This is a genomic window from Bosea sp. F3-2 (assembly GCF_008253865.1).
Taxonomy (GTDB): Bacteria; Pseudomonadota; Alphaproteobacteria; order Rhizobiales; family Beijerinckiaceae; genus Allobosea.
In genome coordinates this window covers 4,852,581-4,878,655 of the sequence record NZ_CP042331.1, presented here as the reverse complement: position 1 = coordinate 4,878,655, position 26,075 = coordinate 4,852,581, and the positions used below count along the sequence as shown (strand labels likewise).

23 protein-coding genes are annotated in these 26,075 nt (G+C 66.3%); 8 read left to right on the top strand and 15 right to left on the bottom strand.

Annotated elements, in window-relative coordinates; translation table 11 throughout:
- Positions 1-8: 8 nt before the first annotated feature.
- Both FQV39_RS22520 and FQV39_RS22510 read left to right on the top strand, forming a co-directional pair.
- Positions 9-1,031, top strand: a complete 1,023-nt coding sequence (locus FQV39_RS22520) for a G1 family glutamic endopeptidase (RefSeq protein ID WP_149132333.1) — start codon at positions 9-11, stop codon at positions 1,029-1,031.
- Positions 1,032-1,616: 585 nt separating this feature from the next.
- A complete protein-coding gene (locus tag FQV39_RS22510; protein ID WP_149132331.1) occupies positions 1,617-2,453 on the top strand; it encodes an alpha/beta fold hydrolase in 837 nt (278 codons plus the stop codon).
- 68 nt (positions 2,454-2,521) lie between these two features.
- Here the strand turns inward: FQV39_RS22510 and FQV39_RS22505 are convergent, their stop codons facing one another.
- The 5 genes from FQV39_RS22505 to FQV39_RS22485 form a co-directional block, all read right to left on the bottom strand.
- Entirely contained in the window at positions 2,522-4,336 is a 1,815-nt protein-coding gene (locus FQV39_RS22505) for an ABC transporter ATP-binding protein/permease (protein ID WP_149132330.1), read from the bottom strand.
- 483 nt (positions 4,337-4,819) lie between these two features.
- Positions 4,820-5,497: an ankyrin repeat domain-containing protein gene (locus FQV39_RS22500; RefSeq protein WP_149132329.1), complete on the bottom strand. Its 678-nt coding sequence runs from the start codon at positions 5,495-5,497 to the stop codon at positions 4,820-4,822.
- A gap of 74 nt (positions 5,498-5,571) precedes the next feature.
- Positions 5,572-6,063 carry a GlcG/HbpS family heme-binding protein gene (locus tag FQV39_RS22495; protein WP_149132328.1) on the bottom strand — a complete coding sequence of 164 codons (492 nt, stop codon included), beginning with the start codon at positions 6,061-6,063 and terminating at the stop codon, positions 5,572-5,574.
- A 157-nt stretch (positions 6,064-6,220) separates the two neighbouring features.
- Complete coding sequence (locus FQV39_RS22490) at positions 6,221-6,826, bottom strand: response regulator transcription factor (RefSeq protein ID WP_149132327.1); 606 nt, start codon at positions 6,824-6,826, stop codon at positions 6,221-6,223.
- Positions 6,823-8,376 (bottom strand): sensor histidine kinase, encoded by a 1,554-nt coding sequence (locus FQV39_RS22485; protein ID WP_149132326.1) that lies wholly within the window; start codon positions 8,374-8,376, stop codon positions 6,823-6,825. The genes FQV39_RS22490 and FQV39_RS22485 overlap by 4 nt, the downstream gene beginning before the upstream one ends.
- Positions 8,377-8,544: 168 nt before the next feature.
- On the opposite strand from FQV39_RS22485, the gene FQV39_RS22480 reads away from it, so the two are divergent.
- The 4 genes from FQV39_RS22480 to FQV39_RS22465 all read left to right on the top strand — a co-directional run bounded on the left by FQV39_RS22480 (position 8,545) and on the right by FQV39_RS22465 (position 12,858).
- Positions 8,545-9,567: an amino acid ABC transporter substrate-binding protein gene (locus FQV39_RS22480; RefSeq protein ID WP_149133981.1), complete on the top strand. Its 1,023-nt coding sequence runs from the start codon at positions 8,545-8,547 to the stop codon at positions 9,565-9,567.
- Between the two features lie 190 nt (positions 9,568-9,757).
- On the top strand, positions 9,758-10,930 hold the full coding sequence (locus FQV39_RS22475) for an amino acid ABC transporter permease (protein WP_149132325.1): 1,173 nt from the start codon (positions 9,758-9,760) through the stop codon (positions 10,928-10,930).
- Position 10,931: 1 nt separating this feature from the next.
- A complete protein-coding gene (locus tag FQV39_RS22470) occupies positions 10,932-12,050 on the top strand; it encodes an amino acid ABC transporter permease (protein ID WP_149132324.1) in 1,119 nt (372 codons plus the stop codon).
- 124 nt (positions 12,051-12,174) lie between these two features.
- On the top strand, positions 12,175-12,858 hold the full coding sequence (locus FQV39_RS22465) for a lysophospholipid acyltransferase family protein (protein WP_149132323.1): 684 nt from the start codon (positions 12,175-12,177) through the stop codon (positions 12,856-12,858).
- A gap of 182 nt (positions 12,859-13,040) precedes the next feature.
- Here the strand turns inward: FQV39_RS22465 and FQV39_RS22460 are convergent, their stop codons facing one another.
- Positions 13,041-13,991, bottom strand: coding sequence for an EipA family protein (locus tag FQV39_RS22460; RefSeq protein WP_149132322.1), 951 nt, complete (start codon positions 13,989-13,991; stop codon positions 13,041-13,043).
- Between the two features lie 30 nt (positions 13,992-14,021).
- Between FQV39_RS22460 and FQV39_RS22455 the strand changes: the two genes are divergently transcribed.
- On the top strand, positions 14,022-15,365 hold the full coding sequence (locus FQV39_RS22455) for a sensor histidine kinase (protein WP_149132321.1): 1,344 nt from the start codon (positions 14,022-14,024) through the stop codon (positions 15,363-15,365).
- Between the two features lie 160 nt (positions 15,366-15,525).
- Here FQV39_RS22455 and FQV39_RS22450 read toward each other — a convergent pair whose 3' ends face one another.
- The 8 genes from FQV39_RS22450 to FQV39_RS22415 all read right to left on the bottom strand — a co-directional run bounded on the left by FQV39_RS22450 (position 15,526) and on the right by FQV39_RS22415 (position 23,979).
- Positions 15,526-16,209 carry a response regulator transcription factor gene (locus tag FQV39_RS22450; protein WP_149132320.1) on the bottom strand — a complete coding sequence of 228 codons (684 nt, stop codon included), beginning with the start codon at positions 16,207-16,209 and terminating at the stop codon, positions 15,526-15,528.
- Positions 16,210-16,679: 470 nt separating this feature from the next.
- Positions 16,680-17,324 carry an outer membrane protein gene (locus FQV39_RS22445; protein ID WP_187640021.1) on the bottom strand — a complete coding sequence of 215 codons (645 nt, stop codon included), beginning with the start codon at positions 17,322-17,324 and terminating at the stop codon, positions 16,680-16,682.
- 221 nt (positions 17,325-17,545) lie between these two features.
- Positions 17,546-18,421, bottom strand: a complete 876-nt coding sequence (locus tag FQV39_RS22440) for an alpha/beta hydrolase family protein (protein WP_149132318.1) — start codon at positions 18,419-18,421, stop codon at positions 17,546-17,548.
- Positions 18,418-19,425 carry an ABC transporter ATP-binding protein gene (locus FQV39_RS22435; RefSeq protein ID WP_149132317.1) on the bottom strand — a complete coding sequence of 336 codons (1,008 nt, stop codon included), beginning with the start codon at positions 19,423-19,425 and terminating at the stop codon, positions 18,418-18,420. Before FQV39_RS22435 ends, FQV39_RS22440 begins: the two co-directional genes overlap by 4 nt.
- On the bottom strand, positions 19,422-20,402 hold the full coding sequence (locus FQV39_RS22430) for an ABC transporter ATP-binding protein (protein ID WP_149132316.1): 981 nt from the start codon (positions 20,400-20,402) through the stop codon (positions 19,422-19,424). The genes FQV39_RS22435 and FQV39_RS22430 overlap by 4 nt, the downstream gene beginning before the upstream one ends.
- Entirely contained in the window at positions 20,399-21,307 is a 909-nt protein-coding gene (locus FQV39_RS22425; protein ID WP_149132315.1) for an ABC transporter permease, read from the bottom strand. Before FQV39_RS22425 ends, FQV39_RS22430 begins: the two co-directional genes overlap by 4 nt.
- On the bottom strand, positions 21,304-22,281 hold the full coding sequence (locus FQV39_RS22420) for an ABC transporter permease (RefSeq protein WP_149132314.1): 978 nt from the start codon (positions 22,279-22,281) through the stop codon (positions 21,304-21,306). The genes FQV39_RS22425 and FQV39_RS22420 overlap by 4 nt, the downstream gene beginning before the upstream one ends.
- An 84-nt stretch (positions 22,282-22,365) precedes the next feature.
- Entirely contained in the window at positions 22,366-23,979 is a 1,614-nt protein-coding gene (locus tag FQV39_RS22415; protein WP_149132313.1) for an ABC transporter substrate-binding protein, read from the bottom strand.
- 92 nt (positions 23,980-24,071) lie between these two features.
- On the opposite strand from FQV39_RS22415, the gene FQV39_RS22410 reads away from it, so the two are divergent.
- Positions 24,072-24,944: a MurR/RpiR family transcriptional regulator gene (locus FQV39_RS22410; RefSeq protein ID WP_149132312.1), complete on the top strand. Its 873-nt coding sequence runs from the start codon at positions 24,072-24,074 to the stop codon at positions 24,942-24,944.
- A 74-nt stretch (positions 24,945-25,018) separates the two neighbouring features.
- Here FQV39_RS22410 and FQV39_RS22405 read toward each other — a convergent pair whose 3' ends face one another.
- The gene (locus FQV39_RS22405; protein ID WP_187640020.1) at positions 25,019-26,002 is read right to left on the bottom strand and encodes a MurR/RpiR family transcriptional regulator; all 984 of its coding nucleotides are present in this window, start codon (positions 26,000-26,002) and stop codon (positions 25,019-25,021) included.
- Positions 26,003-26,075 lie beyond the last annotated feature (73 nt).

The window sequence follows — 26,075 nt, the reverse complement described above, 5'->3', positions numbered from 1 at the left end:
AGACGGCGATGGCCAGCTCTCTCCCTGACGCAACCGAGTCCCGCCCCCCGAACGGCGCCATCGCGCTCTATGAATTGCCATCGGAGACCTTCAATCCCGCGGATGCGGGCGACGAGGACTTGCAGCGTTACGGCCTGCCGACGGCGATGGAATTCAGGGGCAATCCGGCGGCTGCGGCATTTCGCCGGGCCTTCCTGCGCCGGCGCGCGAACGCTCCACCCTTGCAGTTTCTCAGCGCGTTGAAAGCCACCGATGTGATTCAGCGCACGGGCATCGTCACAATTGCCACGCAAGCCTCCCGGCCGGTGCAGAAGAGCATGAACTGGTCGGGCGGCTACGTAACGCCGCGCGACGGCCGCAGTCTCGTCTCCGTCATGGCGAACTGGACGGTGCCCTCGGTCTCCGCACCGCTCGGCGGAACGGCGCCGGAATACCAGAGCTCGACGTGGATCGGACTCGACGGGCAGAAATCATATCTCGATTCCTCGCTCCCCCAGATCGGAACGCGGCAGCGCTGGCTGGCGGACCCCGTCCCGCGAACCGAATATTTGAGCTGGTTCCAATGGTGGGCGCGGGGGCGGGATCTCCCGCTTCAGATCCTCGCTCTGCCTGTCGATCCCTATGACGAGATCAGCGCGATCATCACCGTGCTCGACGAGACCACGGTGCGCTGCAATCTGAAGAACGTCACCAAGGGCATCATCCTGCAGGCCTTCAACGCATCGGCCCCGACGGGCTTGCGCATCAGCGGCGCCACCGCCGAATGGATCATGGAACGGCCAAGTCCGATGGGATCGGATGGCTGGGAGCCCTACGCCTTTCCCAGCTACACGTCCTTTGCCTTCACCGGTTGCGTGGCCGAATCTGCCGAGCCGGAGAAGCCCGATTTGTGGGAAAACGACCTCGAAAGCGCGCGGCTGATCCGCATGTACGAGATCGATCGGAATCCGACGAGCGTCCGAACGATCTCGACCACCAGCCGCACCCTGGGGCCACCACAGCGCCTCGAACTGACCCGCGTCGCGCCCTGAGCCTCGACAGCGAACCGAACGCGTCACGCGAAATACCTCCGAGAAATCCGGTTTCGATGCCGAGCCGCGCGAGGCCGATCGCGACATTGAACGGTGAACCACCAGGGACGGCCCGCGCCGGCATCCCGCCACGCTCGGGCGCATCGACGAACAGGTCGATCAGCGCCTCGCCACAGACCAGAATCATGATGTTTCCTCAAACGCGACCTGCCGCAATCTACAACAGCTTTGGGAGCGAGAAGCTGAAAGTCGACGCCAGACGCCACGCCGCACTTTCGTCTCTCTTGACGAGAGCCCCCGACTGCGGCGCTGATGACCCGGTCATTTCAAACACGCCTTCACGCGCTGCGCTGGGAACCCTCCGGGAACATGGCGCAGCCGGCTTTGACGCATATCTGCCAAGTCGAGACGATAAAGCACAAAACTCCGGGCGATCCGACAAGACGCCCCGATGATGCCGTTGCAGGGTGCAGCCTGTCGGGCGCTGCCGATCCGACGATAGGCATCGCGAAGAATTTCGATGGAGCCGATGGCGTCGGCACCGTCGACGCAAAGACCAAGTTTGGCGCACTGAAGGAGACTGACATGCCATTCATCACAACCAGGGACGGGGTCGAGATCTTCTACAAGGATTGGGGACCGAAAGACGCCCAGACCATCATGTTCCACCATGGTTGGCCGCTCTCCTCGGATGATTGGGACGGGCAACTGCTGTTCTTCCTGTCGAAGGGCTATCGCGTCGTCGCGCATGACCGCCGTGGCCACGGCCGCTCTTCCCAGGTCTGGGACGGGCATGACATGGATCACTATGCGGCGGATGCCTCGGCGGTCGCGCAGCATCTCGATCTCCGGAACGCGGTCCATATCGGCCATTCCACCGGCGGCGGCGAGGTCGCGCGCTATGTCGCCAGGCATGGCGAGCCGCAGGGCCGCGTCGCCAAGGCGGTGCTGGTCAGCGCCGTCCCGCCGCTGATGGTCAAGACCGACAGCAACCCCGGCGGCCTGCCGCTGGAGGTTTTCGACGGCTTCCGCAAGGCGCTGGCCGACAACCGGGCACAGTTCTTCCTCGACGTCCCGACGGGCCCCTTCTACGGTTTCAACCGACCGGGCGCGAAGATCGATCAAGGCGTGATCTGGAACTGGTGGCGCCAGGGCATGGCGGGCGGCGCCAAGGCCCATTACGACGGAATCAAGGCCTTCTCCGAGACCGATCAGACCGAGGATCTCAAGGCGATCAGCGTGCCGACCCTGGTCCTGCATGGCGAGGACGACCAGATCGTGCCGATCGGCGCCTCCGCGCATGAGTCGATCAAGCACCTGAAGAACGGCAAGTTGAAGACCTATCCGGGCTTCGGCCACGGCATGCTGACCGTGAATGCCGACGTGCTCAACGCCGATCTGCTGGCCTTCGTGCAGAGCTGACATCGACCCTGCGGCTGGTCGATCTCGACCAGCCGCAGGGTCCCGGCATCGGCAGGCCTCGCCGTGTTTCAGTCTGCGGTATCTTCATTGGCCGCCCGGCGGCTCCGGAACAGGCGCCACAGCGAACGCCCGATAGGCTTGGACGTCACATGGGCTCCGGCGGGGCGGCGTTCGAGCGTGATCTTCTGCTCGTGATAATCTTCGAGCCCCGGGCGGTGCCCGACGCTGATGAGTGTCGCATCGGCCAGTTCATTGTCGAACAGTCCGAGCAGTACCTCTTGGCTCTCCTCGTCGAGCGCGGACGTCGCCTCGTCCATGACGATGATGTCGGGCTTCTGGATCAGCAGGCGTGTGAAGGCGATGCGCTGGCGCTCTCCCCCCGACAGTATGCGATCCCAGTCTTCTTCCTCGTCGAGCCGCCTCGACAGATAGCCGAGGCCGCAGCGCTGCAGCGCGCCGGTGATCGTCTCGTCGTCGACCGGACGCTCCGAAGCCGGGTAGAGCAGGATCGAGCGCAGCGTCCCGCGCGGCAGGTACGGTTTTTGCGGGACGAAGGCGATCGATTGCCCTGCGGGCACGCGGATCGAGCCTGATCCCCAGGGCCAGAGCCCGGCCAAGGCCCGGATGAGCGTGCTCTTGCCCGAGCCGCTCTCCCCGGCAATCAGGACCTTCGCACCGCGCTCGATGGCAACCGTCGCATCCGCGACGACGACGCGGCCATTGCTGTGCGCCAACGACAAATTCTCGATATGGATCGCCTCGTCCTCGCTCTCGCCGAGCTCGATCTGCGTATCTGCTTCCATGATCGTGCCGATATCGAGCCCCTGCAGTTCTTCGACCAGTTCGTCGACGCGCGTGACGGAGGCGAACCACTCCGCCAGCCGGACGAAATTGTCGACGAACCAGATCAGCGCCGCCTGAACCGCACTGAAAGCCGCCACGACCTGCACGACCGCGCCGAGCGTCACTGATCCGACCAGGAATTTGGGCGCGATGAGCAGAAGCGGCACGATGGGGAACAAGGCTCCGTTGGTATTGAGCACCAGGGCGATGATGCCTTGCTGGCGGACGATCCTGAGCCAGGCCGCGACGACACGCCGATAATTCTCGCCCGCCGTGCTCAGCTCGTCGGCATCGCCGCGGATGAGCGCGATGCTTTCGGCATTCTCGCGCAGCCGCGTCATCTCGGCCCTGAACTGGGCTTCCATCTCGTTCTTGCGCGAGACGAGTCCCACGAGCGGCCGCCCGGTCAGATAGGCGGCAAGCGAGGCGATCACCGCGTAGAGCACGGCAGCGACAGCCATATAGCTGGGGATCACGACCGTGACGGTTCCCAGTGTCACCTCGGCCGAGCCCGCGACCTGCCAGAGGATGGCGGCGAAGGTCGCCGCCGTGATGAAGGCGCTGATCAGCCCGATCGCCAGCTCGACCAGCGGCTCGATCGAGAGGCGGACATCCTCGGCGATCCGGTACTCAGGCGCCGTCAGCTTCTTGGTCAGGAACCCCAGGCGGTAATAGCGCTGGTCCGCGATCCACCAGCCTGAGACGCGTCGGGTCAGGTTCTCGCGCCAGCGCGTCTGGAGCAGCATGCGGCAGACCACCAGCCCCGACACCGACAGGGCCGTAGCCACGACCAGAAGAGGCAACCACCCCGTCGCCGACCATACGCCCGGGACATCCCGCTTCTCCAGCGCATCGAAGAACAAACGGTTCCATTTGTTGATGCCGACCGCACTCGCTATTTGCGCGGCGACGAAGAACAATACGGCGGTCGTCAGCCCCCAGGCCCGCCAACGCGTCTCCCGGTCGCCCCAATAGCGGAGGGCAACCCGAAAGAACTGGCGCATGCGCGAACGCTGCGAGGGAGGCGGAGCGTCGGTCATCTGCTGTCCCGCCACTCAAAGATCCTGACGAACAATGTTGGGCGGCAAGCGGGCGAGCGAGCGCTCAAGCCCAATGCGCAAAGGGGGCGTCCTTGCAGCAGCGAAGGCGCGTTCCGCCCGGCAGCTCGAATGTCTCGTCGTCGACGCGCGCGAGCGATGTTCCGTCGAGGAGGGTGAAACGCGCGATCCCGCTTGTGTCGGGCCACACGGCGACGACATATCTGTTCCCGCTGGCATCCTGGCATCGCTCATGCCGTGCCGGGGCGGCGCGGACATCCGAACGGCGCAGTTCCATCGCTCTCTGAGGCATGTCGGACCTCTCCCGCTGCCTGCTTCAACGGGGAAGCCGTCGGCGAGGTTCCATGCCGGAGCGTCGGATTGCCGGTCGATTGCGAGGGGCGAAATGCGGATTGCTGACCGCGCCACGCCTGGCCCGGCCAGCGCGATTGCGTGCCCTGGGTCAATGCGTATTCAACGCCCTTGCTACTTTTCCAGCAGTTCGGCCATGGCCCGATAGCCACGCGCCCTGGCGTGCTGCAGCGGCGTGACGCCCTGTCGATCCGCGATCGTTCGATCCGCCCCCGCAGCGAGCAGGGCCCGGGCCGTCTCGACATGGCGCGGCCCGCCGTCGCCGAGCACCACCGATTCCATCAGCGCGGTCCAGCCGAGATTGTTGACATGGTCGAGCGGCGCCCCGGCCTTGATCAGTTCGCGGACGACGCCGTCATGGCCGAGATGCGCCGCCGCGATCAGCGCCGTGCCGTCATAGCGGCTGGTGATGAGCTTGGCCGAAGCGCCTGATGTCAGCAGCGCCTTCATCATCGGTACATCGTCACGCACCGCCGCGATCGTCACAGCGTCATAGCGCTGATCGTCGAGCAGCCCGAGCTTCGCGCCAACGGCGATCAGGAGACGCGCCGCCTCCGCCCGGCCCTGGAAGGCCGCGACATGGAGCGGCGTGCGGCCATTGCCATCGCGCGCATCGAGATCGCTCCCCGCGGCGGCAAGCCGGCGGATGGTCGCGGCCTCGCCGGTCGCAGCCGCCGCATGCAAGCCGCGATAGGCGGCGAGCTCGGCCGGGCTCGGCGGCGTCTGTGCCGTCGCTTCACCGGACCAGATGGCGGCAAGGAGCGCCAGAGCGCCCAGTAACATCCTCGACATGGCGACGTTCCCCAATGGCAAGGCAGGCGGCCGCGCGAGCGGCCACCTGCCTGATGATGACCGGAAAGTCAGGCTCAGCGCAGCTTCGCCTTCACCTTCTCGACGCCGGCATTGGCGCATTCCTCGTCGAGATGGCCGCCGGGAGCGCCACCGACGCCGACCGCGCCGATCACCTCGTCGCCGACCTTGACCGGCACACCGCCGCCGAGCAGCAGGAAGCCCTCGATCGAAGCGAGATGGCGCGCAGCCGGGTTCTTCTCGGCGCCCTCGGCGATCGCGCTGGTGACATTGCGGGCCGAAGCCGCGGTGTAGGCCTTCTCGCGACTGGCCGAGACGGTGTGCGGACCGGCCCGGTCGGCACGCAGCATGGCGCGGACCACGCCGGCGCGGTCGACCACGGTGGCGGTGACGTTGAAGTTCTTGGCGGCGCAGGCCTCGACAGTCGCCTGGGCGATCTCCTGGGCGATGGCGAGCGGGATGTTGCGCTCCTGCAGGACCTGGGCACCGGCGACGGCCGGAACGAGCACGAGCGCCGCAGCGGCGGCGGCAAAAACGACCTTGGACATGATCTCTCCGATGCGGGGCATGGCGAGCGCTGAGCTCGACGGGGGTCAAGCTACCGAGCCGCGCAGCGAAAAAAGATCGGTGCGGCGCCGGAGGCCACTCCGTAATCCTACGGAGAAGGGCAGCGAGAACGGTCTCGTGAGCGGACCTGCTAGCCCCCTACCCTTCGAGGGCGATGCGAACCATCTCGGCCACCGAGCCGGCGCCGAGCTTCTCGGCTATGTTGGCGCGATGAGTCTCGACCGTACGCGGCGAGACATCGAGCGCACGGGCAATTTCCTTGGTCGAAAGCCCCTCAGCGACGAGGTCGAGGATCTCGCGCTCGCGCTGGGTCAACTTCGCCAGCAGCGCCTCCCGCCCGGCACGCGCCGCCTGCGTCCGGCTGTGTTCGTCAAGCGCCGCGAAACCCGCCTCGATCGCCTCAAGCAGAACCTGCTCGTCGATCGGCTTGGTCAGAAAATCGACGGCGCCAGCCTTGAAGGCCCGCCGACAGGCGGCGACATCGCCATGGCCGGTGATGATCACCGTCGGCATCCGCTCCGCCTCGGCCGCCATGCGCTCCAGCAATTGCAGGCCGGATGTGCCGGGCATGCGGATATCAGCGACGAGGCAGCCATCCTGCCGCGGATTGGGGCGCTCCAGGAACGCCTGCACGCTGGCAAAGGGTTTCGCCGCAAAACCCATGGTGCGCAGCAGCAGCGCGAGCGCGTCGCGAACATCGACATCGTCGTCGATCAGATAGACGGTACGGGCAGCGGGCTTCATTCGGCCGCGATCCCCTGCTCGCCGGCCAGAGCCGGAAAGCGAACCATGAACACGGCGCCCTGGCCGGCATCGCTGCGCACGGCGATGCGCCCGCCAGCCGACTCGACCAGGCGCTCGCAGAGCGGCAGGCCGAGCCCCATGCCGCCGCTCTTGGTGGTGAAGAACGGCTCGAACAGCCGCGCCAGATCAGCGTCCGCGATCCCCGGGCCGGTATCGCTCACGGCGATCTCGACATCGCTTCCCACGAGTCGGGTCGCGAGCATGATCTCGCGCCGGCCTCCGGGATTGCTCTCTATGGCCTCGGCCGCGTTGCGGACGAGATTGTGTACGACCTGCTCGATCGCGACCCGATCGACCCGCGCCGGCAGCGGCGGCAGGCTGAGTTCCAATCCGAGGGCAATTCCGCGCTCCTCCAGGTCGCGCTGCGTCAGGGCGACGACATTGCGGACGATCCGGTTGAGATCGTTCGGCTGCGGCTGCGGCTCGCGGCGCGTCACATAGGCCCGCAGCCGCTCCAGGATCTCGCCGGCGCGCAGGGCGTGACGCACATTCGCTTCGAGGACGCCGATCAACTCGTCCGGCTTCGCCGCGCCGGAGCGCGCGAGCCGCAGGCCAGCCTGGCTCTGGCTCAGGATCGCCGTGAGCGGCTGGGTGATCTCATGGGCAATGCCGGACGCCATCTCGCCGACCGTGTTCACCCGCATGGCATGGGCGAGCCGCGCATCCTGCTGATGCAGGCGCATGGCCTCGCGCGCCCGCTGGCTGGCGCGCCGTTCGCGCAGCACGGCCAGAAGTAGCAGTACGGCGAGCCCCGAAGCCACCGGCCAGCCGATCAGCAGGGCAGGCGGCAGGACCTCGGCGACCGCCAGCCGCCGCTCCAGTGACAGGATGAGCGGTTGAGAGCGGCTGCCCAGCGCCCGCTCGAAAGTGAGCTCCGGCATCGCCCTGCCGGGCGGACGCTCCCTTCCCTGCTGGACGATCACGGCCCCGGAGCTATCGCGCAACGCAAGCACGGTCTCTTCTGGCAAGCCACCCTCCGGCTCGGCCATGCGCGTGGCGTCGATGACGAGAACCAGCGCCCGCGGCTCGGAGGCGTTGTCGGGAACGCGTTTGACGAGAGCGTAGAAGGGCTTCCTTCCCCGGCTGGGCAGCGTGCTGGCCTGCCCCGGCGCAAGCCCCCGGATGCGCGCCGTAAGCGTGGCCAGATCGAAATCCTTGAGGTTTTCGGCTGCTTTCCCGTCGAGCCCGCCCGGCGGCGCACCTGACCCTGCCAGTTCAACCGCCGCGATACGCGGATAGAAGCGCTGCATGGCCTCGACGACCGCCCGGAACGTCGCGGAGTCCGCGGTCGAACTCGCCAGCACCGCCGCCAGGCTGGTGAGATGCGCGTCATGCTGCTCGACACGTTGCGAGATCACGCGATGAAGCGTCGTCCCCTCGCGCTGGAGTGCATCACGCGCCCGGATGAATTCGACCGTGGCCCCCAGCCCGAGGCCGGCGAGCGCAAGCGGAACCCACAGCAGCAGGAATGTGGCGTGTCGGGACTTCAAGAGCGTGATCCGGTTCGCGCTCAACCTACCGCGCCGGCCCCATGCCGTCACTCTGCGCCGTCAAAGGAGTTTGGCGCGGAAGGTCCTTGCGGCGTCAACCGCAGCTCAATAGGCTCCCTCCCGACGCGCCGATGACAGGCGCGCACAAGGGAAACGCCTATGCCAAAAATGTTCTGCAAGCTGGCCGCGATCGGTCTCGCCGCGGCCGCTTTTTCTGTGTTTGCCGCTCCCGCCTCGGCGCAAGCGACGCTCGATGCCGTCAAGAAGCGCGGCAAGGTGCTCTGCGGCGTCTCCCCGACGGCTCCGGGCTTCTCCTATGCCGATGACAAGGGCGTTCGCCAGGGCTTCGACAGCGACATCTGCCGCGCCGTCTCGTCCGCCGTCTTCGGTGCGCCGGACAAGGTCGATTTCGTTCCGCTCAACACCAATGTGCGCTTCCAGGGCCTGCAATCCGGCGAGGTCGACCTGCTCTCGCGCCAGACGACGATGACCTTCTCGCGCGACACCTCGCTCGGGCTCGATTTCGCGCCGGTCGTCTTCTATGACGGCCAGGGGCTGATGGTTTCGAGCAAGCTCGGCGTGAAGAGCGCGGCTGAGCTGTCGCAGTCGGCCGTCTGCATCCTGCCCGGCACGACGACGCTGCAGAACCTCGAAGACTACTTCAAGCCGCGCAACATCAAATACGAGGCGGTCGTCTTCGAGAATCCCGACGAGTGGCGCAACGCCTTCTTCTCCGGTCGCTGCGACGTCATCACCACCGACCGCTCGGACCTGGCCTCGGTGCGTGCGATCGCCAACGACCCGAAGCAATACGTCATCCTGCCCGAGACCATCTCGAAGGAACCACTGGCCCCCGTCGTCCGCCAGAACGACAGCAACTGGCGCGACATCGTCTCCTGGACGGTCAACGCCCTGATCGCGGCCGAGGAATACGGCATCACCAAGGCCAATGTCGACGAACAGCTCAAGAGCAAGGACCCCGAGATCCAGCGCCTGCTCGGCGTCAACGGCGACCTCGGTAAGATGCTGAACCTCGACAACAAATGGGCCTACAACGCCATCAAGCAGCACGGCAATTACGGCGAGCTCTTCGAGCGCCATCTCGGCGAGAAGACTCCGCTCGGCCTCAGCCGCGGCCCGAACCAGCTCTGGAACAAGGGTGGCCTGATCTACTCCCCGCCCTTCCGGTGATACCGGCTATAGCATCGGACCGAAAAGTGGAATCCACTTTTCGGAAAAATCCGGCGCGATAACAAATAGATAGATCCCCGTTACCGCGTCCGGCAGGACGCGCGGCGATCTAACGCGCGTTCCCTCGATTGACCTGAGACCGCCGGCCGCGCCTCACGCGGCCGGCGCGTCCCCAGCACGGAACAGCCCGATGGCCTCTCCAGCCTCCAGCCCTCTGCGGCTCATCTACGACGTGCGCGTACGCGCCGTGCTCTATCAGGTCGTGGCCGTCGTCCTCGTCGTCGGGATCGGCCTCTATCTCTTCGGCACTGTCTCGCGGAAGCTCGCCGAACAGAACATCGCGACGGGATTCGCCTATCTCTCCCGGCCGGCCGGCTTCGTCATCAGCCAGTCCTTCATCAGCTACGAATCCAGCGACACCTACGGCCGCGCCATCCTCGTCGGGCTGCTCAACACAGTCTGGGTCTCGGTCTTCGCCGTCATCCTCTCGACGGTGCTCGGCCTGATCGTCGGCATCGCCCGGCTGTCGCGCAATCCGCTGCTGTCCTTCCTCGCCCTGATCTATGTCGAGGCGCTGCGCAATGTGCCGCTGCTGCTCTACCTCTTCCTCTGGTATGCGCTGATCGTCGCGGTCTTCCCGCCGGTGCGCGAAGCCTGGCAGATCCTGCCCGACGTCTTCCTCAGCAATGGCGGCCTGATCGTGCCCTCGCTGCGCTGGTCCGCCGCCCATACCGGCGTGCTCGCCTCCGTCGTGGTCGGCATCGTGCTCGCCTTCGTCGTCGCATCGATCATGCGAAGCCACCGGGTCGTGTCCGGCCATGCCCGGGCCGCCTGGCCCTTCGTGCTGCTCGCCCTCTTCGCGCCACCGCTGATCGGCCTGCTGCTGTTCCAGCCGGATCTCGTGGTGAACTGGCCGGAAAAAGGCCGCTTCCGCATCACCGGGGGCCTGCAGGTCACGCCCGAATTCACCGCGCTCTTGGTCGGACTGGGCCTCTCCGCCTCGGCCGGCATCGCCGAGATCGTCCGCGCCGGCATCCTCGCGGTCGGGCGTGGGCAGTGGGAGGCCGCGCGCGCCGTCGGCCTGCACGACCGTCAGACGATGCGGCTGGTCGTACTGCCGCAGGCGCTGCGCGTGATCGTGCCGCCACTGACCAGCTCCTATCTCTCGACCTTCAAGAACTCCTCGCTCGCCATCGCGATCGGCTATCCCGATCTGGTGATGGTTTCCAACACCACGATGAACCAGACCGGGCAGGCCATCGAGGGCATCGCGATCTTCATGCTGGTCTATCTCGGCCTGTCGATCACGATCTCGCTGCTCATGAACTGGTACAACGCCCGCGTCGCTCTGGTGGAGCGCTGAGATGTCTGAGCTCACCAATACGGCCATGCTCGGCGTCGAGCGTAGCGACCGGCCCCAGGGCCGGCGCCTCTGGCTCGCAGGGCTGAAGCCCTTTATCGGCTCGCCGCTCAACGCCATCATCACCTTCGCCTGCCTCTGGCTGATCTATCGCCTCACGACGGGGGCCTGGGGCTGGCTCGTCACCCGCGCCGTGACGGAGGGCGGGCCGCAGGCCTGCAAGGTCGGCAACGGGGCCTGCTGGCCCTTCCTGGCCGCGAAGCTGCGCTTCATGATCTTCGGCTTCTATCCCTACGAGGAGCATTGGCGGCCGGCGCTGGCGGTGCTGCTGTTCCTTGCAGCCATGATCGTCTCGATGATCCCGCGCTTCTGGTCGCGGCGCCTGCTCTGGCTCTGGCTCGCGGTCGTGCTGGTCTGCGGCGTGCTGATGTATGGCGGGGTGCTCGGCCTGCCCCTCGTCACCACCACGAACTGGGGCGGCCTGCCGCTCTCCTTCATGCTTTCCTCGGTCGGGCTCGCCTTCGGCTTCGTGCTCGGAGTGCTGCTGGCGCTGGCGCGCTCCTCGAAGTTGCCGGCGATCCAGGTGATCGCCGTCATCATCATCGAGACCGTACGCGGCGTGCCGCTGGTCTCGATCCTGTTCATGGCCTCGGTGATGCTGCCGCTGTTCATGCCGGATGGCGTCACCATCGACAAATTGCTGCGGGCGCAGGTCGCGATCATCATCTTCGCCGGCGCTTATATCGCGGAGACGGTCCGCGGCGGCCTGCAAGCTGTGCCGAAAGGCCAGCATGAGGCCGCCGCCTCGCTCGGCCTCGGCTACTGGCTGTCGATGCGCAAGATCGTGCTGCCGCAGGCGCTCAAGATCGTCATCCCGCCGCTGGTCAACATCTTCATCGGTTTCTTCCAGGACACGACACTGGTGACCATCATCGGCCTGCTCGATTTCCTCGATACGGTGCGATCCGCAATGCGCGACCCCAGCTGGCAAGGCATCGCGGTGATGGAAGGCTATGTCTTCGCCGCGCTGGTCTATGCCGTGTTCAGCTACGGCATGGGCTCCTACAGCCGCTTCATCGAACGCCGCCTGCGGACGGACCACAGCCATGGTCGGAGCCACTGACGAGGCCGGAAACGCGTTCAAACCCTGATTTCGTGCAAAACCGGCTTCCCGGCCGGCAGCCGCGCAATGTTCCAGCAAGCCGGGACGCCGACCACTCCATGTGATTCACCATGGAGGGCGGAAGATGCGTTCCAGCTCAGGCCAATCGGCGGCGCTCGCGGGCCGCGCATTGCATGCCTATATCAACCTCGTGCAGCGAACGACCCGGTTCAAGCCAGCGATTCCGGGGGCTTGCCCCTGGGAGCGCAGCCGCGAGCCGTTCATCGCCCTGACTTGGCACGGTCAGCAGATGCTGAGCCTGGCGGCGCTGACGGGAGCATCGCGGGTGGCGATCCTGGCCTCCCTGCATTTCGATGGCGAGGTCGTCGCCTCGGTCGTCGAAAGGGCCGGTTTCCGGACCATCCGTGGTTCGGGGACACAGAGCCGCCCGAAGATCCAGACCAAGCGGGCGATTCCCGCCTTCTTCGAGATGCGGGATGCGCTTCGCGACGGCACCAGCGTCGTTCTCACGGCAGACGTCCCAAAAGTATCGCGCGTGGCGGGCAAGGGCGCCGTGCAGCTCGCCCGCGTCACCGGTCGGCCGATCTATCTCTTTGCCGCCGTCACCAGCGCCCGCTTCGATCTCACCAACTGGGATCGGGCGAGCATCGCCCTGCCCTTCGGCCGCGGCTGCATCCTCTGGTCGGAGCCGCTCTATGTCAGAAAAGGCGCCGACGATCGCGAGGTCGGCCTTATCGCGATGGACATCTCGGCCCGCCTCGACGATCTCCATGCCGCGGCCTATCAATCGCTCGAGCGGGCACGCTAGCTAGAGCATTTTTCGATCAGGCTGAACCGTCATTGCGAGCGCAGCGAAGCAATCCAGGGGACCGGGTTGAACCGTTCAGTCCTGCCGCTCCTGGATTGCTTCGTCGCTTCGCTCCTCGCAATGACGGCTCTGCGATCCAACCCGATCGGAAAACGTTCTAAGCGTGGCCTTCCTCCATCCCGTCAGGGGCGCCCCGGCGGCGGACAATCGGCAGGATTGCCGCAGATATTTGCGGGCGGGCGCAGGATCTCCGGCTCGCCCGCCGGCTCAATGCGGATGCGGCTGAGATCGCCCGAGAAGCGCAGGCCGAGGCCCGACGAGATGAGGACGATCCGCGCGCGCGGCGAGGCCAGGATCGTCGCATTGGCGCCCGCCAGGAAATGGGCGCTGCCGCCGAGGCTGGCATAGTCCCCGAACACGTCCTCCCGCCGGTCAAGCCCGTAGACCAGCATGATCACCCGGCCGTAATCGGCGCCGAGGCCTATGCCGACCGACAGCGCCGACCAGATCACCGGCTCGGGAGGGCCGTCCGCAAACCGCAACTCGCCGCTGCCGTGCCGCCCGCCGACAACGAAGGAGCCGCTCAGCTCACCACCGACGATATAGGCATTGGGCTCACCGAACAGGGCGAACGCGCGTTCGATCGGAAGGCTGACCGTCTTCGACGCGGTATCGAATACCCCCTCGACCAATCGCAGAATATCGTTGCGCGATGTCGTCGGCAGCTGGCCCGGCCGGATCTGTTCCTTCGCCGGCGGCTTGCCCTGCGCCAACGCCGTCGTTCCAATCGGCACGACCGCGAGCAGCGCCGCCAGCGCCCAGACCGGACGGCTCCCCCTGGAGCATTTTCGAGCGAAGTGGATGCCGGTTCGCGTGAAGAAAATGCGATCAAACAAAGACCTAGAGCATTTCCGCGGTTCGAAGAAACGTGGAAATGCTCTTGCCACGGTGCGCAACACAGGCATCAGGCCGGCAGATCCATGGAAGAGTTGAACGGCAACGCTATTACGGTCCATGCAGAGCGAGGCAGGGCGGCGCGCCCTGTCCGACAAGCCATACCCGCACAGAGGCTCCGTGACGACCCGCAACATTGAACCGATTTCCCTGCGGCCGTCGCCGGTGAATTCCGGCACTCCGGACCTTCGTGACAGCGGAGGCCTCTGGTGACCTCGCTGTCGCGCGCCCTCACGATCCGCCTGGGCTTGCTGGGCATCGTCCTGTTCGCGGCCTTCATCGCCGCCGTTCTGGCCTTCACCTTCATCACCGAAGACCCCGGCGCTCTACGCAACGACGTTACCTCACAAATCATCCAGCAAAGCGTACGGCCATCGACGGGCAGCGGGCTGCAGGTCGAGAAGACCGCGGGGCTCGTGCAGATCGAGCGCGCCAGCCCCCGTCTCTGGTATCTCGTCTCCGATGGACGTTCCGTCGTCGAGTATGCGCCAGAGTTGCGTCCGGGGTTGCCCATCGACATCCGGCTCGACGGCCCGACCATCGCCGCGCAGATGCGTGTCGGCGGCGACAATGCGCTCGCCTTCGACGTGATCGAGAAGGATGGCAGCCGCGTCATTGTCGCAACCGGCGGCGGCGTGCCGGGCTGGGACCTGATCCTCGGCTATTTCCTGCGTGCGATCGCCGGTCCGGCACTCGCGATCTCGGTGGTCTTCGGCATCATGATCGCAGCCGCGATCGCGATGTCGGTCTCCTATATCAGCGCAAGGCTGCGCAGCGCCGCCGAAGCGGCAGCCCGCATCGATCCGCGCGCGCCACGTGGATTGCTGCCAACCGAGGAAACCCCGGTCGAGCTCATGCCGCTGACCACGGCCCTCAATTCGGCGCTCGACCAGATTGCCGGCAATATGGAGGTGCAGCGGCGCTTCATGAACAATGTCGCGCATGAGCTGCGCACACCGCTCGCGGTGATGCGCAGCCGGGTCGACGCACTTCCGGACGAGCCGACGCGCCTGAAGCTGACCACGGATCTGAGCCGGCTGACCACCATCGTCTCCTCGATGCTGCAGCTCGCGCGCCTGCATGCGACCGAGCTGCCCTTCGAGCCGCTGCAGCTCAACGCGCTCGCTCGCTCCGTGCTGGCCGAGCTTGCTCCGCTCGTCCTGAGCCATGGCGTGGATGTCGCACTGGAGGAGGAAGGCGATCTGCACGCGATGATCGACGCCAATGAGCCCACGGTCCGGGCCGCGCTCGCCAACCTCGTCGACAATGCCCTGCGCCATGCCAAGGCCAGGTCGATCATTCTGGTTCGCGTCCTCGACGGAGCTGTTCTGGAGGTCATCGACGACGGGGTCGGCATCGCCGCGACCAAGCGTAACCAGGCGATGGAGCCATTCAACCGCATGTCGCCCAGTTCGACCGGGGCCGGCCTCGGCCTGACGATCGTGCGCGACATCATGGCCGCCCATGGCGGGAGCATCGCGATTCTCGGCAATGAGGGCGGCGGCACCACGGTGCGCCTGGCATTCCCGCCGGACGGCACCAGCCGCGATTGAGCGTTAGAATCTGCTGATTTTTCGAAGAACCACGCAATCATCCCGGGCTTGACCCGGGATCCATACCGGAGCGTTTCCGACAAAGCTTCAGGCATGGATCCCGGATCTTCGCTTCGCTCCGTCCGGGATGACCCGCGTTTCCGTGAAAACACGACAGGCTCTAGAGCACCGCCTCGCTCGTCTTCAGCATGTAGCCGATGCCGCGCAGCGAAGTGATCTCGACCTGGGCTCCGGCGTCCCGGAGCTTGCGGCGCAGCCGCGAGATCTGCGCTTCGAGCGTGTTCGATTCGATCAGGTCATCGAAGCCATAGACCGCCTCGATCAGCACGTCGCGGGTGACGACGCGGCCGACGCGCTGCACGAGCGCTTCGAGGATCAGCGCCTCGCGCCGGCGCAGGTCGAGAGGCTCGCTTCCGACACAGGCGCTGCGACCCTCGAGGTCGAGCGAGAGATTGCCGGCCGCGATGACCAGCGAGCGCCTGGGATGGCGGCGCCGCACGATCACCCGCAGCCGCGCAAGCAGTTCCCCCGGCTCGAAGGGCTTGACCAGATAGTCATCTGCCCCGCCATTGAGACCTTCGATCACATCGGTCTTGGCGTCGCGTGCGGTCAGGATCAGGAAGGCCGGGCGCGTATCGTCGGCGCTGAGCGCCTTGACGATCGACAGGCCGTCGCCGTCCGGCAGCCGCCGGTCGACGATGGCGATGTCGAAGGGCGCCGTCCGCAGGGCGGCCAATGCGGCATCGATCGTCGTGGTGCGATCCACGATCAGCCCCGCATTCGTGAGAAGCGAGGACAGGAAGCTCATCAGGTCCGGCTCGTCCTCGACGATCAATGCGCGCATGTCTGTCCTGTAGAGGTGCAGGGATGGAACGTGATGCCGGACTAGAGGCTGTTATGGACCATGGGAACGATTTGATGAGGTCAAAACCGCAGAGATGGGAGGAGCATCGCGCCGCCGATACGCCCGTATCGGCAAGCGGTGCGACGCTGCAGCTCTGCCGTTTTCACCTCACCCGCAGGGCGCGGCGCTTTTGCGCGACTGCCGTGTCGTTCTTCGTAGCAAACCGGAAGGTTTGCGTCCTCGAACTCCTTGCATTCGCGCAAAAGCGCCAGCGTCAAATCGATCCCATGGTCCATAACAGCCTCTGGGGGCGGGAATTCCAGACATCCCGCCCCATCCCTACCAGAGAACGGCCAAAAAGGCCGCAGATCAGGGCCGGTTTCGCAAGACCGGCCGCAAGAGAGCATTTTCGAGCGAAGTGGATACCGGTTCGCGTGAAGAAAATGCGATCAAACAAAGAGCTGGCGGGGTCAGAAGCGGTAGTTCAGGCCGGCCTTGACGAGATGCTCGGTGACGCCGATGCGGCTGCGGGCGTTGCCAAACTGGAAGTTCTGCTTGCCGAGCGAGACGTAGTTGTATTCCAGCTTGGCGGTGAGGTTGTCGGTGATGCCGTATTCGGCGCCGGCACCAACCACATAGCCCATCTTGCTCTTGGTTTTCGAGAGCAGGCCGTCGCTCACCTTCAGGTTGCCATAGGCCAGACCACCCGTGCCGTAGACCAGCACGCGATCGAAGGCGACACCGGCGCGCGCCTTCAACGTGCTGACATAGCGCATGTCGGCGCTGGTCCCGACGCCTCTCCGCTTGGAGTTGTTGCTCGTGCCGCTCATCGACGCATCGCCTTCCATGCCGAAGACCATGTTGCCGAGCTGCACGTTGTAGCCGAGCTGGCCGCCGAACAGCACTTCGTTGCGGCTCTTCTTGGCGGCGCCGTCGAAGCGGTCGAACGCTGCGCCGGAATGGATACCGGCATAGATGCCGTTCCAGTTGTAGCTGCGCGGCGCGGTATAGGCCGGCCACTCGTGGGTGCGCGGCAGGGGGCGATCCGCCGCCGCCGCAGGCACCGCGAACAAGGCCAGCAGGCCAAGACCCGCCATCGGGATGGTGCGAGACATAACAACTCCTTGCGGCGACATGCCATGCCGCCGACGCATCTGCCTGCGCCCTGTCTCCGCGGATCGGAGCGGGTCGGCACGCGCAGATTGCGAACGAAGATTACGGCAATGTTGCCCAAGGAAGAGGCAGCGGCGGCGCGCTCAAGCGCCCCGCCTGGGAAGCTCCGCGACCCCGGCTGCTCCTGCACCCGGTCGGCAATATTGCGCCGCAACAGGAGTTGTCAGAGTACCGGTTCGGCCTGCATTCCAAGCTCCTCCACCGGCGGAATCCGGCCGCCTTCGAACCAGTGGGCCGCCGCCGCGCGTGACATCGCCGCGCCGTCATGGCCGATCCCCGGCACGGTGATCAGCTGCCAGTTGCAGAGCATGCCGAGACGCGCGGCCTCGGCCCGGGCGAAATCGAGCATGAAATGAGCGCGGCCGTAGCGATGCGGCCCCTGCGCCAGCGCCTCGGCCTGCGCCGGCAGGTTGGGATCGTCGGTGACGATGTCGCGGTCCCCCGCGAAGATGATCATGGGATAGGCGAGCCAGCATGCAAGCGCACCACGGTCGAGGCCGAGCCCGCCGAGCCCTTCCGGAAAGCGGCGATCGAGCGTCGGCAGGGTGTACCAGCCGGGGTTCGAAGCCATCGCCGCCGCGAAGAGCCCGCCACCCTCTGTCGCCAGCATACGGTGTACGAACTGCCCGCCGGCCGAATGGCCGAAGATGCGGATGACCGGGCTATCAATCACGCCGCCGGCACGGAGCGCATCCAGCACGCGCTCCGGCACCGCGTAGAGCCACTGCTCGCGCGGGGCGATCGCGCCATCCTCGGCAACCAGCAGGCCGTTATTGTAGCCTTCGGCCTTCGGGAAATGCGCGTCGGGAAAGGTCGGCGCAACGATCAGCAGGCCGTGCTTCTCGGCGGCGTCGATCCAGAAATCGCGATAGTCGTCGCCGTTGCGCATCATGCCATGCTGCACGACGACGACCGGATCGTTCGGCTGGTGGCCCTCCGGCCGGTAGAAGTTCACGACCAGCGGCCGGTCCGGATGGCAGCGGTCGATGAAGGGCAGCGCGCTGCGGCCGACCGGCGCGTTGAGGGTGGTGGTGGTCATGCGGCCTCCGGAGCCTTGTGCAGATGGCATGCAGCACTGCGGCCGGGCGCGATCTCGATGAGCTTCGGCCGGACCTCGCGGCAGACCGGCATCGCCTGCTCGCAGCGCGGGTGGAAGGGGCAGCCGGGCGGCGGCGCCAGCGGCGAGGGCAATTCGCCCTTGAGCGGCTGGAAGGCGCGTTTGCGTCGTGCCGCCGAGGGAATCGCGGCGATCAGCGCGGCACTGTAGGGATGCGCCGGCTCGGCGAAGATTTCCGCCGCCCGCCCGACCTCGACGATGCGGCCGAGATACATGATCGCGACCCGGTCGCTGATATGGCGGACGAGACCGAGATCGTGGCTGACGAAGAGGTAGGTCAGCCCGTGGCACTCGCGCACATCCATGAACAGGTTGACGACCTGCGCCTGAATCGAGACGTCGAGCGCCGAAACCGGCTCGTCGCAGACGAGGAAATCGGGTTTCACGGCAAGAGCCCGCGCGATGCCGATGCGCTGGCGCTGCCCGCCCGAGAACTGATGCGGATAGCGCTCGCGATAGGCGAGATCGAGCCCGACCTCGCTCAGCGCCCGGTCCACTGCCTTGTCGATCTCGGCTTTCGGCAGCAGCTTGTGGACGCTCAGCGCCTCGCCGACGATGCGGCTGACCTTCATGCGCGGGTCGAGCGAAGCGTAGGGGTCCTGGAAGATCATCTGGACCTTGAGCAGGAAGTCGAGACGCTCCTTGCCCTTGAGGCCCGCCACCGGCCGCTGTTCGTAGATCACCTCACCAGCAGTCGGCTTCAGGATGCCGGTGACGACACGCGCCAGCGTGGACTTGCCGCAGCCGGATTCGCCGACGAGGCCGAGCACCTCGCCGCGTTTGACGCTGAGGTCGATGCCGTCGACAGCGCGCAGCACCGGCGGCGCCTTGCCACGGCCGGTCGCCATCAGGATGCGCTCCGCCAGTGTCGGATTACGCCTGAAATGCTTGGTGACGCCCTTGAGTTCGATGATGGGCGCGCTCATGCCGCCTCTCCAAACGGGACAGGGTTATGGCAGCGGAAGCTGCGGGCGCCGTCCTCGGTCGTCGCCGGATCCTGCTCAGAGCAGATCGGCCGGACGCGCGGGCAGCGCGGCCGGAACGGGCAGCCGCTCGGGCGCGCATCGATAGGCGGCGCGACGCCGTCGATCTGGTTCAGTCGCTCGCCCGGCGCGACATTGGCGGCAGAGGAGTTGAGCAGCCCGAGCGTATAGGGATGGCGCGGCGCATCGAGCACCGCGTCGACCGGGCCGATCTCGACGACGCGGCCGGCATACATCACCGCCACCCGATCTGCGAGCTCGGCGACCACGGCAAGGTCGTGGGTGATCCAGAGCACGGCCGTGCCGGTTTCGCGGGCGAGCTTCTGCACCTCGAACAGGATCTGGCTCTGGATGGTGACGTCGAGCGCCGTCGTCGGCTCGTCGGCGATGATCAGGTCGGGGGCATTGAGCAGCGCGGTCGCGATCGCGACGCGCTGGCGCATGCCGCCGGAGAATTCATGCGGGAACTGCTTAAGCCGCGCCTCGGGCGAGGAGATGCCGACCCGCGCAAGCGCCTTGGCCGCCTCGGCCAGCGCCTCCTGTCGGCTGCAGTCGCGATGCTCCAGGATCGCCTCGCTCATCTGCTCGCCGATGCTGAGCACCGGGTTCAGCGTCATCAGCGGATCCTGGAAGATCATGGCGATACGGTCGCCCCGCAGGTCGCGCAAGCGCTCCTCGGTCGCGGCGCGCAGGTCCTCGCCGCCGAAGCTCACCGTACCGGCGACGATCTCGCCCGGCGGATCGATCAATCGGACCAGCGAGAAACCGGTCACCGACTTGCCGGAACCGGACTCGCCGACCAGCCCCAGCACCTCGCCGCGCGCGACGCTGAGATCGACACCGTCGACGGCGGGCCAGGCGCCGTCGAGCGCATGAAAGACCGTCCGCAACCCGCGGACATCGAGCAGGGGATCACTCATGAGCGCACGTTGAAGCTGCGGCGCAGCCGGTCGCCGACGAGGTTGAGCGAGACGATCAGCAGCACCAGTGCGATGCCCGGGAAGACCGCGATCCAGTATTCGCCCGAGAGCAGGAATTCGAAGCCGTTAGCGATCAGCAAGCCGAGCGAGGGCTGCGTCACCGGAACGCCAACGCCGAGGAAGGAGAGCGTCGCCTCCAGCGTGATCGCGCTGGCGACGCTGATCGAAGCGACGACGAGCACCGAGCCGACCGAATTCGGCAGCAGATGCGCGATCATGATGTGCCGGGTCGGCAAACCGAAGTTCAGCGCCGCCTCGATATATTCCTTGCGCCGCTCGACCAGCGCGGAGGCGCGCATCAGCCGGGCATATTGCGCCCATTGCACGAGCACGATGGCGAGGATGACCTTATCGACGCCACGCCCGATCGAGGCGAGCAGCACGAGCGCGACCAGGATCGAGGGGAAGCCGAGCATGAAATCGACGATGCGCATGATGATGGCATCGACCGCGCCGCCGAACTGGGCGGCGAGAAGCCCGGCCGAAATCCCGATGAAGAGCGCCCCCAGCGTCGCCGAAAGGCCGACCATCAGGCTGGTACGCAGCCCGTAGAGAATGGCGCTCAGCATGTCCCGCCCCTGCGAATCCGTGCCGAGCCAGTAGGTCATGCCGCTCATGCTGGTCTCGCCCGGCGGCAGCCGGTTGTCCATCACGCTGAGCGCGGCGAGGTCGTGTGGGTTCTGCGGCGCGATGACCGGCGCCAGCAAAGCCAGCGCGACCATGATGCCGAGCAGGATCGCAGCACCCCGCGTCGTCGGCCGGCTGCGGATGCGGCGCAGCACCTTCTCGCGCAGCTTCGTGTCGGCATAGGCGGGAACGGTGGCCGTTTTCGTCTTGGCGCTCATGCCATCTCTCCCGTCAGCTTCACCCGCGGATCGAGCGCGGCATAGAGGATGTCGACGAGGAAGTTGACGGTGACGAAGAGCAGCGTCGCCAGCAGCACATAGGCGACCACGACCGGCCGATCGAGCTGATAGACCGAGTCGATCAAGAGCTTGCCCATGCCCGGCCAGGCGAAAACCGTCTCGGTGATGGTCGAGAAGGCGACGAGGCTGCCGAATTCGATGCCGACCACGGTGACAACCGGAATCAGGATGTTGCGCAGCACATGCCGGCCGACGATCCGTCGGGGGCGCACGCCCTTGGCGCGGGCGTATTTGACGTAGTCCTGCGTCATCGTCTCGGTCGTGCCGGCGGCGACGAGGCGGATCATCAGCGCCATGTTGGGAATGGCGAGGTTGATCGCCGGCAGGGCGAGATGCTTCAGCCCGTCCAGCGTCAGCAGGCTGGTCTTGAAGCCGAGCACGGAGACCGTTTCGCCGCGCCCGGCCGTCGGCAGCCAGCCGAGCAGCACGGCGAAGAGCAAGATCAGCATCATGCCCTTCCAGAAGCTCGGCAGCGAGAAGCCGAGCACGGTGCTGCCCATGATGATGCGCGAGGGCCGGCTTTCCGGATCGAGCCCGGCATAGAGGCCGAGAGGCACGCCGGTGACGATCGCCAGCGTCATCGCCAGCAGCACGAGCTCGAAGGTCGCGGGCAGGCGGGCGAGGATGAGCTCGATCGCCGGCACGCCATGCACGAAGGAGCGGCCGAGATCGCCCTTCAGCGCGTTGCCGATGAAGACGAAATATTGCTGCCAGATCGGCAGATCGAGGCCGAGGCGCCGGATCAGCGCCTCGCGCTCGGCCGAGCTGACCGAGGGCGAGACCAGGAGCTCGATCGGATCGCCAATGCCGTAGACGGCGAAGAAAACCACGACCGAGACCGCGAGCAGCACGAGGACGCTCTGGATCAGCCGCTGCAGGACATAGGCGGTCATGGGGTGAGACCGGCTCCGCTACGTGTTCCGAACGGGCGGCCCTGGCGGGCCACCCGTCATTTCGGGGACTTGCCCAGCGAGGATTTACTTGCCGGCCGGCCTGACCGACATCGCCAGCATGAACTGGTCGGCGCGGCCGGTGACGGCGAGGTTGGACTTGAAGGCCCAGACGCCGCTTTCGAAGTGCAGCGGGATGAAGGCGCCATCGGCGAGGACGAGCTTGCCGGCTTCCTGGAGCAGCTCAGCGCGCTTGGCGTCGTCGAGCGTGGTCACGGCCTCGCGGATCACCTTGTCGAACTGGTCATTCTTGTAGCCGCCATAGTTCGAGCCGCCCAGCGTCTTGGTCTCGTTGGGGGTCGGCGGCCACTGGCGCAGGAAAGACGCGGCCTCGCCGGTGCCGGAGCCCCAGCCCCCGATAGCCGCGCTGAATTCCTTCTTGGCCCGGCGCGGGAAGTAGATCGCCCGCGTCATGGCGTCGACCTCGGTCTTGATGCCGATCTGGGTCAGGTACTGCGCGACCGCCTGGGTGATCTGGCTATCGTTGATGTAGCGATCGTTCGTCGTCGACAGGGTGAGCTGGAAGCCCTTGGCGTAGCCGGCCTCGGCCAGCAGCTTCTTGGCCTGCGCGGGATCATAGGCCAGCTTCGGCGGGTTCGGCAGCGTGCCGAACATGCCGGTCGGCAGGTATTGGTAGGCCGGCTCGGCCGCGCCATCCATGATGCGCTTGACGATGGCGTCGCGGTCGATGGCAAGCGACATCGCCTTGCGAACGCGCGCATCCTTCAGCGGGTTCTTGCCGTCCTCGGACTTGACGAAGGGGCTCTGGTCGCGGGCGACGTCGAGCTGGAAATAGATCACGCGGGTCGAGGGCGTGATGACATGGCCGAAGCGCTTGTCGTCCTTGATCCGGCCGAGGTCGCGCGCCGCCGGGTTCTCGATCACGTCGTAATCGCCGGCGAGCAGACCGGCGAGGCGCGGGCCGGCATTGGTCACCGGCAGCAGGCGCACCAGCTCCCAGGGCTCGGCCTTGCCCCAATAGGTCGGGCTGCGCTCGAGCTCGATCGCCGAGCCCCGGACATAGGATTTCAGCTTGTAGGGCCCGGTGCCGATCGCGAGCGTGCCGTCATTGAAGCCGTTGACCGTCGGCCAGGGGCCGGTGACGCCGCAATTCTTGGCGATGTCGTAGCTGATCGGGCCATGCTCGACGATTCCAGCCGAGAGGATGGGGAGCGCCGAGAGCAGGTTCGGCAGCAGCGGCTCCGGGTTGATGGTGTTGATGACCAGCGTCTGCGGATCGGGCGTCTCGACCGAGGCGAAATTCCCGGTGACGTCGGCAAAGGAATCCGACACCTTGGTCTCGTTCTTCAAGGTGCGGCAGAAGGTGAAGACCACGTCCTCGGCCGTGAACGGCTTGCCGTTCGAGAACTTCACGCCGTCGCGCAGCTTGAAGGTCCAGCGGTTCTTGCCGTCATTCTCCCAGGATGTGGCGAGGCTCGGATGCAGCTTCTGCTTCTCGTCCTGGCTGACGAGGGAATCGAAGATATGCTGCGCCAGAGCGTTGTTCGGAGTGAGGTCGTGATAGTGCGGATCGACGGCCGTCGGCTCGGAAGCCAGCGCGATGCGCAGGGTTTGCGCCGAGGCCGCCGTGGCGGACAGGCACGTTGCGGCGAGTGCCGCGACGAACAGGGATTGACGCATGATGGTATCCGCTCCCGCTTGTCGTTTTGACAGGTTTATTTTCGTCGAGTAGCAAACATGAAAATTTTTGAACGTCAACCGGGCGGAGGCACATGTCCCAGGGCCTGAAGCCGTCGACGGATCTCTCGAACCGAATCGCGCAGATCTACCCCTCCCTGAGCAACGGCCATCGCCGCGCAGCCGATTTCGTGCTGCAGCATCCGCTCGACGTTGCGACCATGACGATCGAAGGGTTGGCGGAAGGGAGCGGCACGTCCAACGCGACGGTGACCCGTTTCGTCCGGACGCTCGGCTATGGCAGCTATGGCGAGTTTCGCGGCGCGCTCTCGGCCGCGCTGAAATTCGCCCATGCTCCGGTCGACAGCTTCGCCGGCGCCCGGTCGGCCGCCGGCTCGATCTTCGCGACTGTCGAGGCTGCCCTTGCCGACCAGGCCGCCAATTTGCAGGCGGCCCGCGAAGGACTGACGGAGGAAGCCGTGACGCGGGCCGTCGAGCTGCTGCTCAAGGCGCCGCGCGTCTTCATCGCCGGCTCGGGCGCGAGTCACCACGTCGCTTCATTTCTTGAAGACGGCCTGGCTCTCTATCTCGGTGCGGATGTGATCTTCGCCTCGGCACGCACCGGCCCGGAGCGCGCGGTGCGCCATATGATGTCGGCACGGCCGGACGATCTCCTGGTGGCAATCTCGGTCCCGCGCTACTCGCGCTCGACGCTCGACCTCGCGAGCTTCGCCAAGAAGCGCGGCGCGAAACTTCTGGCACTGACCGACGGCCCGACTTCGCCGCTCGCGTCGATCGCCGATGTCACGCTCTTTGCGCCCGCGCGCAGCCGCCTGCTGCCCAATTCGCCCACGGCCGTCTTCGCACTCGCGGACGCCCTGATCGCCGCAGTCGCTCGCGAACGGCCGGATGCCGTCGAGGCGCTGAAGGAGTTGAGCGAGAGCCTGCTCTGGACTTTCCACCAGTAGCAGCCGGAGCATTTTCGAGCGAAGTGGATGCCGGTTCGCGCGAAGAAAATGCGATAAAACAAAGACCTAGAGCCTCAGCCGGTTTCAGTCGACCCAAGGTCCGAATCCAGCATCTGGCGCCAGCCGGCATGCAGGACGGACGGGTCCTCGCGATCGACGCCATAGGTGTTCAGCACATGATGGAGATCGTTCATGCGGGCGATCAGCTCGGGCCCCTGACGCAGCCCAACCATGATCATCAAAATCTCGATCGCGATGAGCTGAACGACATAGGCATCCGTGCCGACCAGCATGGTGGCATCGCGCGGCACATCCATCGGCAACACGATGTGGCCGAGTTCGGCGAGCGGCGTGCGCGCCTGCGTCAGGGCAATGACCGTCGCCCCACGCGCGCGGCCGACCTCGACGGCGCGCAGCAGCGCCGGCATGCGGCCGACGAAGGAGATCGCGACGAGCACATCGGCCGAGGTCAGGGTCGCAGCGGCGACGAGCTGGAAATGGGCGTCGGAGAAGGCGTTCGCCGTCAGGCCGAGGCGGAAGAGCCGCGCCTGCAGGTCCTGCGCCAGGAAATGCGAGGTCGCACCAGTACCGAGGCAGTCGATCCGGCGCGCACGCTTGATCGCAGCCGCCGCCCGGTCGACCTCTGCGGGATCGAGCCGGCGCTGCCAGTCCGCGATCACGGTCGTCATGCTGCCGGTGACGTTGCGCACCACATCGGCCGCCGTCTCGCCGACATGCACCGAGCGATGCAGGAACGGCGCGCCGAGCGCCAGCGCTCCAGCGAGCTTCAGCTTAAGGTCCCTGAGCCCCTCGCATCCGACCGCCCGGGCGAAGCGCACGATCGTCGGCGCGCTGACGCCGGCCCGTGCGGCGATGTCCTCGACATTGGCCTTCACCGCCCAGTCGGGGTCGTCGAGGAAGAGCGCCCCGACGCGCCGCTGGCTCTCCGACATGTGGTCGAGGCCAGAACGGATCGTGCTGAGGATGTCGGAGGCACCGACCGCCTCGTCGAGCCCGGCCGCCCGGGCTGTTCCCGCGGGATCAAATGCACTGGTCATGTCGAAGCTCCGCCGAAACCGGCCTTGCAGGCAGATGCCATCCCGGTCTTCCCCCGCCGCACGAGATCGCTGC